Source organism: Streptomyces sp. ALB3, assembly GCF_044385685.1.
Classification (GTDB): domain Bacteria; phylum Actinomycetota; class Actinomycetes; order Streptomycetales; family Streptomycetaceae; genus Streptomyces.
Genome location: NZ_JBISCE010000003.1, coordinates 665546 through 681083 on the forward strand (window position 1 = coordinate 665546; position 15538 = coordinate 681083).

12 protein-coding genes and 1 tRNA gene are annotated in these 15538 nt (G+C 70.7%); 12 read left to right on the forward strand and 1 reads right to left on the reverse strand.

Going from position 1 to position 15538, the window contains the following annotated elements:
- The first annotated feature begins 65 nt into the window (after positions 1–65).
- The 4 genes from ACHFIV_RS04925 (at position 66) to ACHFIV_RS04940 (ending at position 3508) form a co-directional block, all read left to right on the forward strand.
- Positions 66–746 carry a formylglycine-generating enzyme family protein gene (locus tag ACHFIV_RS04925; RefSeq protein ID WP_398963919.1) on the forward strand — a complete coding sequence of 227 codons (681 nt, stop codon included), beginning with the start codon at positions 66–68 and terminating at the stop codon, positions 744–746.
- Between the two features lie 54 nt (positions 747–800).
- Positions 801–1337 carry a DUF488 family protein gene (locus ACHFIV_RS04930; protein WP_398963921.1) on the forward strand — a complete coding sequence of 179 codons (537 nt, stop codon included), beginning with the start codon at positions 801–803 and terminating at the stop codon, positions 1335–1337.
- Between the two features lie 73 nt (positions 1338–1410).
- Positions 1411–2142 carry a DUF7873 family protein gene (locus tag ACHFIV_RS04935; RefSeq protein ID WP_398963924.1) on the forward strand — a complete coding sequence of 244 codons (732 nt, stop codon included), beginning with the start codon at positions 1411–1413 and terminating at the stop codon, positions 2140–2142.
- A gap of 508 nt (positions 2143–2650) precedes the next feature.
- Positions 2651–3508 carry a hypothetical protein gene (locus ACHFIV_RS04940; protein ID WP_398963927.1) on the forward strand — a complete coding sequence of 286 codons (858 nt, stop codon included), beginning with the start codon at positions 2651–2653 and terminating at the stop codon, positions 3506–3508.
- 477 nt (positions 3509–3985) lie between these two features.
- Here ACHFIV_RS04940 and ACHFIV_RS04945 read toward each other — a convergent pair.
- Positions 3986–4057, reverse strand: a tRNA-Arg gene (locus ACHFIV_RS04945).
- 126 nt (positions 4058–4183) lie between these two features.
- Here ACHFIV_RS04945 and ACHFIV_RS04950 point away from each other — a divergent pair.
- The 8 genes from ACHFIV_RS04950 (at position 4184) to ACHFIV_RS04985 (ending at position 15430) form a co-directional block, all read left to right on the forward strand.
- Positions 4184–4666, forward strand: a complete 483-nt coding sequence (locus tag ACHFIV_RS04950; protein WP_398963930.1) for a response regulator transcription factor — start codon at positions 4184–4186, stop codon at positions 4664–4666.
- Positions 4667–4757: 91 nt separating this feature from the next.
- A complete protein-coding gene (gene nrtL / locus ACHFIV_RS04955) occupies positions 4758–5822 on the forward strand; it encodes an ArgS-related anticodon-binding protein NrtL (protein WP_398963933.1) in 1065 nt (354 codons plus the stop codon).
- Between the two features lie 25 nt (positions 5823–5847).
- Positions 5848–7239 (forward strand): diaminopimelate decarboxylase, encoded by a 1392-nt coding sequence (gene lysA, locus ACHFIV_RS04960; protein ID WP_398963936.1) that lies wholly within the window; start codon positions 5848–5850, stop codon positions 7237–7239.
- A gap of 95 nt (positions 7240–7334) precedes the next feature.
- On the forward strand, positions 7335–8690 hold the full coding sequence (locus ACHFIV_RS04965) for a homoserine dehydrogenase (RefSeq protein WP_398963940.1): 1356 nt from the start codon (positions 7335–7337) through the stop codon (positions 8688–8690).
- Between the two features lie 6 nt (positions 8691–8696).
- Complete coding sequence (gene thrC / locus ACHFIV_RS04970) at positions 8697–9767, forward strand: threonine synthase (RefSeq protein ID WP_398963942.1); 1071 nt, start codon at positions 8697–8699, stop codon at positions 9765–9767.
- Positions 9768–10031: 264 nt separating this feature from the next.
- On the forward strand, positions 10032–10949 hold the full coding sequence (gene thrB / locus ACHFIV_RS04975) for a homoserine kinase (RefSeq protein WP_398963944.1): 918 nt from the start codon (positions 10032–10034) through the stop codon (positions 10947–10949).
- Between the two features lie 388 nt (positions 10950–11337).
- Positions 11338–13422 (forward strand): transcription termination factor Rho, encoded by a 2085-nt coding sequence (gene rho, locus ACHFIV_RS04980; RefSeq protein ID WP_398963947.1) that lies wholly within the window; start codon positions 11338–11340, stop codon positions 13420–13422.
- Positions 13423–13630: 208 nt separating this feature from the next.
- Positions 13631–15430, forward strand: a complete 1800-nt coding sequence (locus ACHFIV_RS04985) for a trypsin-like serine protease (RefSeq protein ID WP_398963950.1) — start codon at positions 13631–13633, stop codon at positions 15428–15430.
- The last annotated feature ends 108 nt before the right edge of the window (positions 15431–15538 follow it).

Consider the following 15538-nt stretch of genomic DNA (forward strand, 5'->3'; position numbering starts at 1 on the left):
GCTCGCACCGAAGTAGGCTGGGCGCGGGGGCACTTCGGCCCACCGGTACAGGGGAGGCCCACCGAGTGAGCACGCTCGACGACGAGACGGCCGCCGGCATGATCCCGATTCCCGGCGGCACCGTCGACCTCCGCGACGACCGCCGTCAAGCACAGTGGCAGGAGGCCGTGGAGCCGTTCCTGCTCGCCAGGCTCCCCGTCACCCTCGGGCAGTACTGGGCCCTCACGGGCGCGACTCCCGATCCCGCCGTGTCCCATGCCCTGCCCGTGACGAACGTCAGCTGGCTCGACGCCGTCGACCTGTGCAACCGCTTCTCCGCCCGCGTCGGACTGGCACCGGCCTACTCGCATGACGCACGGACCGGCGAGGTGGTCCGTGACCCGGCCGCCGACGGCTACCGCCTGCCCACCGAGGCGGAGTGGCAGTACGCCTGCAAGGCGGGCACCACCGGCTACCGCTACGGCGAACTCGACCGCATCGCCTGGTACGACGGCAACTCCGGCGGCCGCGCCCACGACGTCGGCGGCAGGTCCCCGAACGCCTGGGGACTGTACGACATGCTGGGCAACGTCTGGGAGTGGTGCTGGGACCTCTACGACGAGGAGGTCTACGGCGCCTACCGCACGTTCCGCGGCGGCGGCTGGGCCGAGTCGGAGCGGGGTTGCGGCGCCACGGTACGCCGCCGCAGCCACCCCACGTTCGCGATCGACGACCTCGGACTCCGGCTGGCCCGCGACGTGGGCTGACGCCCGCCGCATGTCGCTCCGGGCCACCGGTCGCCGCCGGTGCAGGATGTCCGGGTGGGTGAGATCTGGACGATCGGGCACTGGACCTGCCCGCAGGAGACGTTCACCGGCTTCCTGGAGGCCCAGCGCATCGACGTGCTGGCCGACGTCCGGGCCCAGCCCGGCTCACGCCGGAGCCCGCAGTTCTCGGCGGAGACGATGCGCGGGTGGCTGGAGCGGGCGGGGATCGGCTACGTGTACCTGGACCAGCTCGGCGGCAGGCGGCGCAAGCAGGACGTGGACCCCGCAGTCAACGCGGGCTGGCACAACCCGAGCTTCAGGAACTACGCCGACTACACGCTGCTCCCGGCGTACGAGGAGGGCATCACCCGCCTGACCGCCCTCGCGGAGCGCTCCCGCGCCGCCATCATGTGCGGTGAGCCGATGCCCTGGCGATGCCACCGCCTGCTGATCGCGAACACCCTCGCCGCACGCGGATGGACGGTCCGCCACATCATGGGTGCCGGCGAGCCACGGGTGCACGAACCGGGCGCCTGGGGCGCGGAGCCACGGGTCGACGGGCACGGCCGGGTGACCTACCCGGCGCCGTAGCCGGCCCCGCGAAAAACCCGTATGGGTGATCGGTGTCCCGTGCGGTACGTTCCTGTCACTCGAAGGGGGCGAAGTGACCAAGCTCAACCAGATCATCGCCGTGGAGAAGGGTGTCAAGGGCAAGTCGCTCCAGGACATCACCGCGGCGCACCACAAGGTGCAGAAACCGGTACTGCTGGCCGGCATCTCGCGCACGTACCAGCCGAAGGACGAAGAGGGCGAACAGCTTCCCCCCGAGTCCACGCGGGTGCAGGTCAAGGCCGAGGAGACGCTGCGTGAGATGGCCGCGTCGCTGACCCGGCTGTTCGACGTGACCGCCACGAAGGACTGGGCGAACTGCTCCGCCCGGGCGGACGTGACCGTCGACGGGCGCACGGTCGTCCGCGAAGTCCCGGTCAGTTACCTGCTCTTCCTGGAGAAGCAGCTCACCGACCTGCACACCTTCGTGAAGAAGCTCCCGGTCCTCGACGCTTCCGAGTCCTGGTCGCTCGACCCCTCGACGGACTGGTGGAAGACGGACCCGGTCCGCACGATCCGGACGAAGAAGGTCCCGCGCAACCACGTCAAGGCCGAGGCGACCGACAAGCACCCGGCGCAGGTCGACGTGTACTACGAGGACGTGCCCATCGGTTACTGGACGACCGTGAAGTTCTCCGGAGCGCTGCCGGCGCGGAGGGTGAACGAGCTGCTGGAGCGGGTCGAGAAGCTGCAGCACGCGGTGAAGTTCGCCCGCGAGGAAGCCAACAGCGCCGAGGTCACCGACCAGCGGGTCGGGGACGCGGTGTTCGGCTACCTGTTCGGCTAGTGCCGGACGGGTGAGGCGGCACCCCCAGAACGCCCCCGCGCCATGTCGTGGGGGTGCGCACCCTGCACGAGGCGGAATTGAGGTCCGCCCCGTGTGACGAGCGCAAGCTGAAACTGACGTTCAGCCTGAAGACGCGGTAACGGTGGAGGTTCGAGTCCTCCCCCCGGCACCACACGCCGGGGTGGCCCAACATGGCAGAGGCAGCCGCGATCAATCTCAGACTCTCGCTCCAGCTTCAGTATCGCCGCCGATTGCCAGACCGACCGAGTACGGACGAACACCGTTGAATGCTGGTTCGAATCCGGCCTGCGCCTCTCACGCGGCGCGGTAGTTCAAAGGCAGAACGCGACGGTATGACGACTGATCCGCACTCTTAAACGGCGCTGGCAAGCGCAATTGGGTGGCAACCCCAGGGGCCCGGGAGCTGGATACGACTCCCGGGCTCCGTCACGTCCGCCACTTACCGATTCCAGGGTTCGGGGCCACCCGTCTGCTGTACGTTCCTGGCATGGTCACGGGACATGTGAGCGAGAACCCGGAGTCGCGCTTCTCGGCTCTTCTGTCGGGCGCGGCAAGGCTGCCGGGTGTGCGAGTCGACAGGGAGGCGTACCTCCGGACAGCGCTGGCCCGTCATTGCTCGGAAGACGAGGTGCGCAGAGCGACAGAGGAGACCCCCGCGGCGGCGGGTATCCCTCTCGCTGTTCTGGACAGGGTGGCCAACGAGTCCATTCGCTATGAGACCGCCAAGGTGAGCGCGCTCTCCGCGGCCGCCGGCATACCTGGATTCATCGCCATGCCGGCCACGGTGCCGGCCGACCTGGCCCAGTACGTCGGCCACATGCTGCGTGTCGCACAGAAGCTCGCCTACCTCTACAGCTGGCCCGATCTGTTCTCCGTCGACAACGACGACCTCGATGACGCCACCAAGGGAGTGCTCACGCTCTTCTTCGGAGTGATGTTCGGGACGCAGTCCGCGAACGCTGCCGTCGGTAAGGTGGCGGAGGCGATGGCCCAGCAGGTCGCCAAGAAGCTGCCCCAGAAGGCACTGACCCAGGGTGTCGTCTACCCCGTCGTCAAGAAGGTCGCCGGGTATCTCGGTGTCGAGATGACGAAGCAGACCTTCGCCAAGTCCGTCTCGAAGGCCATTCCCCTCGTCGGCGCCGCCGTGTCGGGCGGGCTCACCTTCGCGACCTTCCGCCCGATGTCCAGAAGGCTCAAGACGCATCTCGCCGGACTGGAACTCGCCAAGCCGGTCGGGGGTCAGGTCATCCCCGGTGAGGTCATCCAGGACGGGGACCCTTCGACCGCGGACGAGGCGAAGATCCCGCAGCCGGGCCGTGACTGGCGCGTCCTGAAGCGTCGATAGGCCGCGGCTCGTTCCCTGCGCACGGGTGGCCGGGACTCGTCGGTTTCACCGCCATGCCGTCGTGGTGGTGCGGTCGCCGTTCCGGCGCTCGGGTCTCGAATCCCGGGGTTCGAGCGTCGCGGTGCCCTCCCTCACTCGTCCGGGTGCCAGGGGAGGGGCCCCGGACCGACGCTTGAGCTTCGGGTTCCGGGGGGCGGGCGTCGGGCTCCGGGATTCGAGCTGTGCCGTTCATCAGCAGACTGGCTCCGCCTCGCCCGCCCCCGCAGTCCCACGCCCCTGCCGCGAGGCCGGTACCGGCTACGGCAAGCAGTCCGGGGACGGCCGGTGCCGGTGGGCGACGCTCACCTACCGGTCACCGTCGGCAGTCGTGACCCGTTCCTCAGGAATCCAGGGATCTACGGGTCTTGCTCGCAGGAGGGAACATGAAAAAGACCCTCTGTTCAGCGTCTCCACTGATCAGAAGGTCTTTCCGGAAAGTGCCCCCGGCAGGATTCGAACCTGCGCACCCGGCTCCGGAGGCCGATGCTCTATCCCCTGAGCTACGGGGGCGATGTCGCTGCTCTCGGCGGCGACGAGTGAAACCCTACCAGCTCCGACGGGGTGTCCGGGAACAGGTATGTGCGCGCCGGTGGCACCCGCGCGAGCGAGGCGGCCGCCACCCCTCCGGGGGCGGAAGTGGGCAAAACCCGGACGCAGCTACTCCGCTCGACCTACCCTCGAAGGGTGTCAGGGGCGTACGGCCGCGTGCTTGTTGTCGACGACAACAAGGTCATCCGGCAGCTGATCAGGGTCAATCTCGAGCTGGAGGGCTTCGAGGTCGTGACCGCGGCCGATGGCGTCGAGTGTCTTGACCTGGTGCACGAGGTCTGCCCGGATGTGATCACTCTCGACGTGATGATGCCGAGGCTCGACGGAATACAGACCGCGGCCCGGCTGCGCGCCGACCCGCGGACCGGGCATCTGCCGGTCGCCGTCATCAGTGCCTGCACACCTCCCGAGGCGGGCTCCGGGGCGGCCGCCGGGGTCGACGCGTTCCTGGCGAAGCCCTTCGAGCCGAGTGAGCTGGTACGCATGGTGCGACGGCTTGCACACCGGGGGGATTCCGCGCCGTTCCAGGGCCGGCGTGGTGCGGGGACGGCCGGGAGCACGGCAGGCTGACCGCATGACCGAGGGTGCCGTCGCCCGGGTCACTGCCCGCATGGCGAAACCGGTTGGCGAAGCGCCCCCCTTCCTCCCATACGCTTGACCCGTGACCCCCGCAGATCTCTCCCGGACCGTGCTGCACGCTGTGCGCCGCGCGGTCGACGAGGACGCCCTGCGCGCGCCGGTGCCCGCGCGCGTGAGGGTGGAGCGGACACGCCCCGGCGGCAGCGGCGACTACGCCTGCGCCGTCGCCCTCCAGCTGGCCGGACCCGCCGCGCTCCCGGCGCGGGAGGTCGCCGCGCTGCTGCGGGACCGGGTCGCCGGCGCGCCCGGGATCGGGCGGGTCGAGATCACCGGCCCCGGCTTCCTGAACTTCACGCTCGACGCGGACTCCGACGGCGCCGCGCGTTCCGCACGCGTACGCCAGGTGCTGGAGCAGGGACTCCGGTACGGGTGGGGGACCGGGTGCGCCGGGCAGGTCCATCAGCTCCACCACCGGCGCGAGGTCCGGGCGGCGGTCGTGGCGGGCGCTGTCATGAGGATGCTGCGCGCGCAGGGCGCCCTGGGGCGTGTCACGTGCGACGAGGCGCCCGACCCCGACTGGGCGCGCCTCGGCGTCACCGTCGACGCGAACGGCCGGCCTCCCGTCCCGCCGGCGTGGACCCGGCCCGTTCCCGCGGGGGCCACGGCGGACGAGCTGCTGGAGCGGCTGGGTGCCGACGCCACCCGCTGGGGCCTGCTGAGGCCCGCCGGCCATGACCGCGCCCACCTCGGGGCCGACCTCCTCGTGCAGAGCGAGGCCAACCCGCTGTTCCTGGTCCGCTACGCCCACGCCCGCACCCGCGCCCTCACCCGCGAGGCGGGGCGGCTCGGCTTCACCGGCGCGTACGAGCAGGACGTCGACGCGCCCGCGCTGCACACCGCACTCGCCGATCACCCCGGCGTCCTCGCCTCCGCCGCCCGCCACCAGGCACCGGACCGGCTCGCCCGGCACCTCGAAACGGTGGCGCACGCTTTCTTCGACCTCCACGACGCCTGCCCGCCGCTCCCCGTCGGCGACGAGAAACCCTCGGCCGCCCACCGTTCCCGGCTGGCCCTTGCCGAAGCCGCCGGGACGGTGCTCGCAGGCGGCCTGTCCCTGCTCGGCATCAGCGCGCCCGAACACCTCTGAGACCGTAAGAGAGCAGAGCAGAACGATGAGCCGATCCGCACACCCCGCCGGGCCCCGTCACGCAGACGTCTACCCCGAGGGCCACTACACCGCCCCGGCCACCGACCTCAACGAGCTGGATCCGAAGGTCTGGTCCCGCACCGTCACCCGTGACGCGGACGGTGCGCTGACCGTCGGCGGGATCGAAGTCGCCCGCCTGGCCGAGGAGTTCGGCACGCCGGCGTACTTCCTGGACGAGTCCGACTTCCGGGCGCGCTGCCGTGCCTGGGCGGACGCCTTCGGGGCGGACGCCGACGTGTTCTACGCCGGGAAGGCCTTCCTGTCGCGCGCCGTGGTGCGCTGGCTCCAGGAGGAAGGGCTGAACCTGGACGTGTGCTCCGGCGGCGAGCTGGCCACCGCGCTGGACGCCGGGATGCCCGCCGAGCGCATCGCCTTCCACGGCAACAACAAGACCGTCGCCGAGATCGAGCGGGCCGTCGAGACGGGTGTCGGGCGGATCGTCCTCGACTCCTTCCAGGAGATCGCCCGGGTCTCGCACATCGCCCAGCGGCTCGGCACACGCCAGCGCGTGCAGATCCGCGTCACGGTCGGTGTCGAGGCCCACACCCACGAGTTCATCGCCACCGCGCACGAGGACCAGAAGTTCGGCATCGCCCTGGCGGACGGCCAGGCGGCCGAGGCGGTCCGCAGGGCCCTCACCCTGGACGGTCTCGAGCTCGTCGGGATCCACTCCCACATCGGGTCGCAGATCTTCGACATGGCCGGCTTCGAGGTCTCCGCGCGGCGCGTCGTGCAGCTGCTCGCCGAGATCCGCGACGAGCACGGTGTCGAGCTCCCCGAGATCGACCTCGGCGGCGGCCTCGGGATCGCGTACACCTCCGAGGACGACCCCCGCGAGCCGCACGAGATCGCCAAGGCGCTGTCCGACATCGTGACGCGGGAGTGCGAGTCGGCCGGCCTGCGGACCCCGCGCATCTCGGTCGAGCCGGGCCGTGCGATCGTCGGACCCACCGCCTTCACGCTGTACGAGGTGGGCACGATCAAGCCCCTCGAAGGCCTGCGGACGTACGTGAGCGTCGACGGCGGCATGTCGGACAACATCCGCACCGCGCTGTACGACGCCGAGTACAGCGTCGCGCTCGTCTCGCGCACCTCCGAGGCGGAGCCGATGCTCGTACGCGTGGTCGGCAAGCACTGCGAGAGCGGTGACATCGTGGTCAAGGACGCGTTCCTGCCCGCCGACCTGGCCCCGGGCGACCTGATCGCCGTACCCGCCACCGGCGCGTACTGCCGCTCCATGGCGAGCAACTACAACCACGCCCTGCGCCCGCCCGTCGTCGCCGTGCGCGACGGACAGGCGCGGGTCATCGTCCGGCGCGAGACGGAGGAAGATCTTCTGCGTCTCGATGTCGGCTGATGAAATTCACATCTCAAAATCCGGACGGGTGGCAGAAACCCCCGTCCGGTGAGTGAGACTGGTCAACACATCTGAAGTATGAGAAACGAGGTCGGATGATGCGTACGCGTCCGCTGAAGGTGGCGCTGCTGGGCTGTGGAGTGGTCGGCTCAGAGGTGGCGCGCATCATGACGACGCACGCCGACGACCTCGCCGCGCGCATCGGCGCCCCGGTCGAGCTCGCCGGTGTCGCCGTCCGCCGGCCCTCCAAGGTGCGGGAGGGCATCGATCCCGCACTGATCACCACCGACGCGACCGCCCTGGTCGAACGGGGCGACATCGACGTCGTCATCGAGGTCATCGGCGGCATCGAGCCCGCCCGCACGCTCATCACGACCGCCTTCGAGCACGGAGCGGGCGTCGTCTCGGCGAACAAGGCGCTGCTCGCCGAGGACGGCTCCGCGCTCCACGCCACCGCCGAGAAACACGGCCGGGACCTCTACTACGAGGCCGCCGTGGCCGGCGCCATCCCGCTGGTACGGCCGCTGCGCGAGTCCCTCGCCGGGGACAAGGTCAACCGGGTGCTCGGCATCGTCAACGGCACGACCAACTTCATCCTCGACCGGATGGACACGAGCGGCGCCGGCTACTCCGAGGCGCTCGACGAGGCCACGGCCCTCGGGTACGCCGAGGCCGACCCGACCGCCGACGTGGAGGGCTTCGACGCCGCCGCGAAGGCCGCCATCCTCGCCGGCATCGCCTTCCACACCCGGGTGAGGATCGGCGAGGTGCACCGCGAGGGCATCACCGAGGTCACCGCCGCCGACATCGCCTCCGCCCGGCGCATGGGCTGCACCGTCAAGCTCCTCGCCATCTGCGAGCGTGCCGCCGACGGCAGGTCCGTCACCGCCCGCGTGCATCCCGCGATGATTCCGCTCAGCCACCCGCTGGCCTCCGTCCGTGAGGCGTACAACGCGGTCTTCGTCGAGGCGGAGGCGGCGGGACAGCTGATGTTCTACGGGCCCGGCGCCGGCGGTGCCCCGACCGCGTCCGCGGTGCTCGGCGACCTGGTCGCCGTGTGCCGCAACATCGTCGGAGCGACCACCGGACCCGGCGAGTCCGCGTACACGCGTCTGCCGGTCAGCCCCATGGGCGACGTCGTCACGCGCTACCACATCAGTCTCGACGTGGCCGACAAGCCTGGCGTACTCGCCCAGGTCGCGACGGTCTTCGCCGAACAGGGCGTATCCATCGATACGGTCCGACAGCAGAGCCGACCATCGGGCAGCGGCGACGGAGCTGCCGTCGAGCAGGGTGGCGGCGGGCGACGGGCGGGCGGAGACGGCGAGGCATCCCTCGTCGTCGTCACCCACCGCGCGCCCGACGCCGCCCTCTCGGGGACCGTCGAAGCGCTGCGCAAGCTGGACACCGTACGCGGTGTCGCCAGCATCATGCGTGTTGAAGGGGAGTAAGGACCCATGACCAGCAAGGGCACCCACCAGTGGCGCGGCATCATCGAGGAGTACCGGGACCGGCTTCCGGTCACGAGCACGACGCCGGTCGTCACACTCCGTGAGGGCGGTACGCCGCTCGTCCCGGCGCAGGTCCTCTCCGAGCGCACGGGCTGCGAGGTGCACCTCAAGGTCGAGGGCGCCAACCCCACCGGTTCGTTCAAGGACCGCGGCATGACCATGGCGATCACCCGGGCGAAGGAGGAGGGCGCGCAGGCCGTCATCTGCGCCTCCACCGGCAACACCTCCGCCTCGGCCGCCGCGTACGCCGTACGCGCGGGGATGGTCTGCGCCGTCCTCGTGCCGCAGGGCAAGATCGCGCTCGGCAAGATGGGGCAGGCGCTCGTCCACGGCGCGAAGATCCTCCAGGTCGACGGGAACTTCGACGACTGCCTGACCCTGGCCCGCAGCCTCTCGGACAACTACCCGGTGGCGCTGGTCAATTCGGTCAACCCCGTCCGTATCGAGGGGCAGAAGACCGCCGCGTTCGAGATCGTCGACGCGCTCGGTGACGCCCCCGACATCCACGTACTGCCGGTCGGCAACGCGGGCAACATCACGGCTTACTGGAGGGGCTACAGGGAGTACGCGGCGGACGGCGTCTCCTCGCACGCCCCGCGCATGTGGGGCTTCCAGGCGTCCGGTTCCGCGCCCATCGTGCGCGGCGAGATCGTCAAGGACCCCGCGACCATCGCCACCGCGATCCGCATCGGGAACCCGGCGTCCTGGCAGTTCGCCCTGGACGCGCGGGACGAGTCGGGCGGGTTCATCGACGATGTGACGGACCGTCAGATCCTGTCCGCCTACCGCCTGCTGGCCTCCCAGGAGGGCGTCTTCGTCGAGCCCGCGTCGGCTGCCTCCGTGGCCGGTCTGCTCAAGGCTGCCGACGAGGGCAAGGTCGACCCCGGCCAGAAGATCGTCTGCACCGTCACCGGCAACGGGCTGAAGGATCCCGACTGGGCCGTCGCGGGCGCCCCGCAGCCGGTCACCGTGCCGGTCGACGCGGTGGCCGCGGCCGAGAAGCTGGGCCTCGCGTAGCGGCCCCGGCCGCAGCTCAGCCGCCCTTCCCGGGCGGAGAGCGCATGGGAGGTGTGCGACACGCATCGTGCGCCTCCCGTGCGCCCTATGTCGCCACAGAACCTTCCTTCGATAAGCTGTACCCGACCCGCCCGCCGCATCCGCCGCGGTGCAGCAGCCGTCGTGACTGCCGGGCCCTTCGTCCCCCCGCACAACGGCACCCCGCGCAGGTCGAAGTACTCTGCACACCATCCCCGCCGCCGTACAGGAAGAGTCGTCCAACCGATGGCCGGTCCCGCGTTCCGAGCCGCCGCCGTCCGGGTGCGCGTCCCCGCAACCAGTGCCAACCTGGGCCCGGGCTTCGACGCCCTCGGTCTCTCGCTGGGGCTCTACGACGACGTCGTCGTCAGGGTGGCCGATTCCGGCCTGCACATCGACATCGCGGGTGAGGGCGCCGAGACGTTGCCCCGTGACGAGAACCACCTGCTCGTCCGCTCCCTGCGCACGGCCTTCGACCTGCTCGGCGGACAGCCCCGCGGCCTGGAGATCGTCTGCGCCAACCGCATCCCGCACGGCCGTGGCCTCGGTTCCTCGTCCGCCGCCATCTGCGCCGGGATCGTCACCGCCCGCGCCGTGACGACGGGCGGCGAGGCCCGCCTCGACGACGCCGCGCTGCTGGAGCTGGCGACCGAGATCGAGGGGCACCCCGACAACGTCGCCGCGTGCCTCCTCGGCGGATTCACCCTCGCGTGGATGGACGGCGGCTCCGCCAGGGCGATCCGGATGGATCCCGCGGCCTCCGTGGTCCCGGTTGTCTTCGTCCCGGCCACCCCGGTGCTCACCGAGACCGCCCGCGGCCTGCTGCCGCGCACCGTCCCCCATGTGGACGCCGCGGCCAACGCCGGCCGTGCGGCCCTGCTCGTCGAGGCCCTGGCGCGGCGCCCCGAGCTGCTCCTCGCCGCCACGGAGGACCGGATCCACCAGGAGTACCGGGGGCCCGCGATGCCGCAGAGCGTGGAACTGGTGCACAGGCTGCGCGCCGACGGCGTCCCCGCCGTCATCTCCGGTGCCGGCCCCACCGTGCTCGCGCTGACGGAGGAGGGGGCGGCCGACAAGGTCGCCCGGCTGGCGGGTGAGGGCTGGGCCGCGAACCGGCTCGCTCTGGACGCCACGGGTGCGACCGTCCTGCCGCTGGCCGCGTAGTCCCACGTGATTGCCGGTGCATGAGAGGGGGAATGTTTGTTGGAGCCGGTAGTGTTAACCTCAAGTCAGCAATCGACGTCTTCGTGGCGCGTTGCTTCGTGTCCCCCTCCGGGACCACCACTCTTCCGGGAGCCTCCCCGACTGCCTGAGCAGCCTGCCTGAGCTTTCGAGCACGCTCCGGAACCGGCACGACACCCTCTTGCTCGTCCAGGAGTGGGCCGAGCAGGGGGATCTCGCGCCGGAACCCCGCACATTCATCTCTCCGCCGTACCCGGCGGACCACCGCCCCGGCAAGGTCCGCGATCGACACGATCAAAAGACCGCAGTCGGACAGCACAACCGGTCGCCGAGCCAGAAGGCCGACGTCCGCTCCAGGGAAGGACCCTTCGTGAGCGACACCACCGATCTGATGGGCGTGACTGCCGACAAGAGCGTCGACAGCTCCGTGCCCGCCGAAGGTGCTGCCACTGGCACCACCGCACGGCGCCGCCGCTCCGGCACCGGCCTCGAGGGCATGGTCCTGGCCGAGCTGCAGCAGGTCGCGTCCGGCCTCGGCATCAGGGGAACTGCGCGGATGCGCAAGAGCCAGCTGATCGAGGTCATCAAGGAGGCGCAGGCCGGAGCATCCTCCGCGTCCGCCCCCAAGGCCGCCGCATCCGCCGGTACGGACACCGGAAGCAAGCCCAAGCGGCGTGCCACCTCCAAGACGCGCACCGGTGACGAGACCGCTGCCGCGCCGGCCGCCGACAAGGCCGCCGCCCAGCAGCAGATCGACATCCCGGGACAGCCCGCCAGCGACGACCAGCCCACGGGCGAGCGCCGTCGTCGCCGGGCGACCGCCCAGGCGGGCAGCCCCGACACCAAGGCCGAGCCGAAGACCGAGTCCAAGGCGGACGCCGAGCCGAAGACGGAGCCGAAGGCCGAAAGCCGCCAGGACCGCGCCGAGGAGCGCGGTGAGGCGAAGACCGACGCGAAGGCGGAGGCCGCCACGGACACCGCCGAGGGCCGTCGCGGTGACCGCCAGGACGGTCGCCGCGGTGACCGCCAGGACCGTGACCGGGGCGATCGCGGCGACCGCCGGGACCGCCAGCGCGACCGCCGCGGCAAGGGCGACGACCAGGGCCAGCAGGGCGGCGGACGCCGTCAGGGCCAGCAGGGCGGGGGTCAGGGCCAGAGCCAGGGCCAGGGCCAGGGCCAGCAGGGCGGCGGCCAGCAGGACGACGGCTACGACGACGAGGGCGGCCGGCGCGGCCGTCGTGGACGCTACCGCGACCGCCGTGGCCGTCGTGGACGCGACGAGTTCGCGACCGACGTCCAGGTGGCCGACGACGACGTCCTGATCCCCGTCGCGGGCATCCTCGACATCCTCGACAACTACGCGTTCATCCGGACCTCCGGCTACCTGCCGGGCCCGAACGACGTGTACGTCTCGCTCGCCCAGGTCCGCAAGAACGGCCTGCGCAAGGGCGACCACGTCACGGGTGCGGTGCGCCAGCCCAAGGACGGCGAGCGCCGCGAGAAGTTCAACGCGCTGGTCCGTCTCGACTCGGTCAACGGCATGGCGCCGGAGAGCGGCCGCGGCCGTCCCGAGTTCCAGAAGCTGACCCCGCTGTACCCGCAGGACAGGCTCCGTCTGGAGACCGACTCCAACATCCTGACCACCCGGATCATCGACCTGGTCGCACCGATCGGCAAGGGCCAGCGAGGCCTGATCGTAGCCCCGCCGAAGACCGGTAAGACCATGATCCTCCAGGCCATCGCCAACGCGATCACGGTCAACAGCCCCGAGTGCCACCTGATGGTCGTCCTGGTCGACGAGCGTCCGGAAGAGGTCACCGACATGCAGCGGTCGGTGAAGGGCGAGGTCATCTCCTCGACCTTCGACCGTCCCGCCGAGGACCACACCACGGTCGCCGAGCTCGCCATCGAGCGTGCGAAGCGCCTCGTGGAGCTGGGCCACGACGTGGTGGTCCTGCTGGACTCGATCACCCGTCTGGGCCGCGCCTACAACCTGGCGGCGCCGGCTTCCGGCCGCATCCTGTCCGGTGGTGTCGACTCGACCGCGCTCTACCCGCCGAAGCGCTTCTTCGGTGCCGCGCGCAACATCGAGGACGGCGGCTCGCTGACCATCCTGGCCACCGCGCTCGTGGAGACCGGCTCGCGCATGGACGAGGTGATCTTCGAGGAGTTCAAGGGCACCGGCAACATGGAGCTCAAGCTCGACCGGAAGCTCTCGGACAAGCGCATCTTCCCGGCGGTGGACGTGGACGCGTCCAGCACCCGCAAGGAAGAGATCCTCCTCGGCACCGATGAACTGGCCGTCGTCTGGAAGCTGCGCCGGGTGCTCCACGCCCTCGACCAGCAGCAGGCCATCGAGCTGCTGCTGGACCGCATGAAGAAGACGCAGTCCAACGCGGAGTTCCTGCTCCAGATCCAGAAGACGACGCCGGGCAACGGTAACGGCAACGACTGACGTCGCATCAGGAGTCACACGAACTGCCCTCGTCACACCCGTGACGAGGGCAGTTTCGCGTTGTACTATCAGCAGGCTGTATGTGGGGGGGAACGTATTTTCTATACGCCCACTGTGTTGCGATTCCAGTGGGAGTTTCTCTCCCTTCGACTACAACTACCCGGCGCCGTACTCGTGTTGCGCCGTGTCGATCGAAGGGATTTCTTGCGTGACATCCGGCAGACGGAAGGGCTCCATCCCTTTCTCCGCGGCAGTTGCCGCGTTCGCTCTGGGGGCCGCGGCCCTCTCCGTCGTACCCGCTCAGGCCGACACGCCTCAGCCGACGGGTAAGCAGAGCGTTCAGCAGCGTTCCACGGCCTCGCAGGCCGAGCTCCTCGACACCGTCCAGCGCTCCACCGCCGAGCTGCTGAGCGGTGACGCCGCGGCACCCGGCGAGCGGCCGGACACCGGCACGGACGCCGGAGCGGGCACCGAGCCCGCACCGGACGCGGCCAGGCCCTCCGTCGACCCGAAGATCATCGGCGGCACCGCGGCCACGCTCGGGGAAGCCCCGTGGATGGTGCAGCTGCACTACTACGACGACCAGGGCACCGCCGACGAGAACGACGACGAGGGTTACTTCTGCGGCGGCACGCTCGTGGCCCCCGCGAAGGTCCTGACCGCCGCGCACTGCGTGGACGGGCTCGACTGGGAGACGAACGGAGCCGTCCTCGGCGGCACCACCCAGCTCCCGGAGGCCGGTGACCTCCACGGGGGCACGGCGACGGGTGTCTGGCGGCAGTGGGTCCACCCCGACTACGACGCCGCGGGCTTCGACCACGACGTCGCCGTCCTGACACTCGGCTCGGCGCTCCCGTACGCGACGCTGCAGCCCGCCGCGTCCGGTGACACGGCGCGTTACAAGACCGGCACGCCGGCGACCGTCTACGGCTGGGGGCGCACCAGCTCCACCAGCGACGACATCTCGCCGGTCCTGCTCAAGGCGTCGGTTCCGGTAGGAGCCGACTCGTCCTGCTCGGGATACTTCGGCGACGAGTTCGTCCCGGGCCAGATGGTCTGCGCCGGACAGCCGGCCAGCGGGCAGGACGCCGGTACGGTCTCGCCCTGCAACGGCGACTCGGGCGGGCCCCTCGTGGTCAACGGCCGTATCGCCGGTGTCGTCTCCTGGGGTGTCACCGACTGCGTGGAGTCGGGCGCGTACGGGGTGTACGCCAAGATTGCCGCGTTCGCGGGTGCGGTGAACCCGCGCATCGACGACGCCAACCTCAACTTCGACGACAAGGCGGACCTCTTCGCCCGCGCGTCGACGGGCGAGGGCTTCAACTACTACTCGCGGGGCACCTCGCTCGGCGACCGCGAGTCGGTGGGCGACTGGTCGGGCATCGACCTGGTCCGCCAGGCCGACGTCAACCGCGACGACTACCAGGACTACGTCTACCGCAACGCGGCCGGCGAGCTGTACTGGTGGGGCTACGACAGCGCCGCCGAGACGTACATGGACCACAGGATCGGGCCCGGGTGGGGCAGCCTGCGCAACATCACCCTCACCGGTGACGTGACGGGTGACGGCCTGGTGGACCTGACGGCGAACGACTCGGCGGGGAAGCTGTGGATGTGGACGGGCCGGGGCAACGGCACGTTCGCGGCCAAGGCGCAGATCGGCGTCGGCTGGAGCACGTACCAGGTGTACGGCAAGGGTGACTACAGCGGGGACGGCAAGCCGGACCTGATCGCCCGTGACGGGAGCGCGGTGCTCTGGATGTACAAGGGCACCGGGTCGGCCTCCGCGCCGTTCTCCGGCCGGGTCAAGGTGGGCAGCGGCTGGAACTTCACCGCGTACGCCACCACCGGTGACGTGACGGGCGACGGCCGCGCCGACTTCATCGTCCGCGACACCGCGGGCGCGCTGTGGGCGTACAAGAGCACGGGCTCCGAGACGGTGCCCTTCGCCACCGCGGCGAGGATCAAGCTCGGTGTGGGCTGGGGGTCGTACAGCCTGCTCGGCTGACGCGCACCCGCTCGACCGGACCGGCTCCGGACCCCGCCAAGGGGTCCGGAGCCGGTCCGCTGTGCGTGTGCGGACGGGGCGGAGCGAGACCTTGCCCACAGCGGCCGG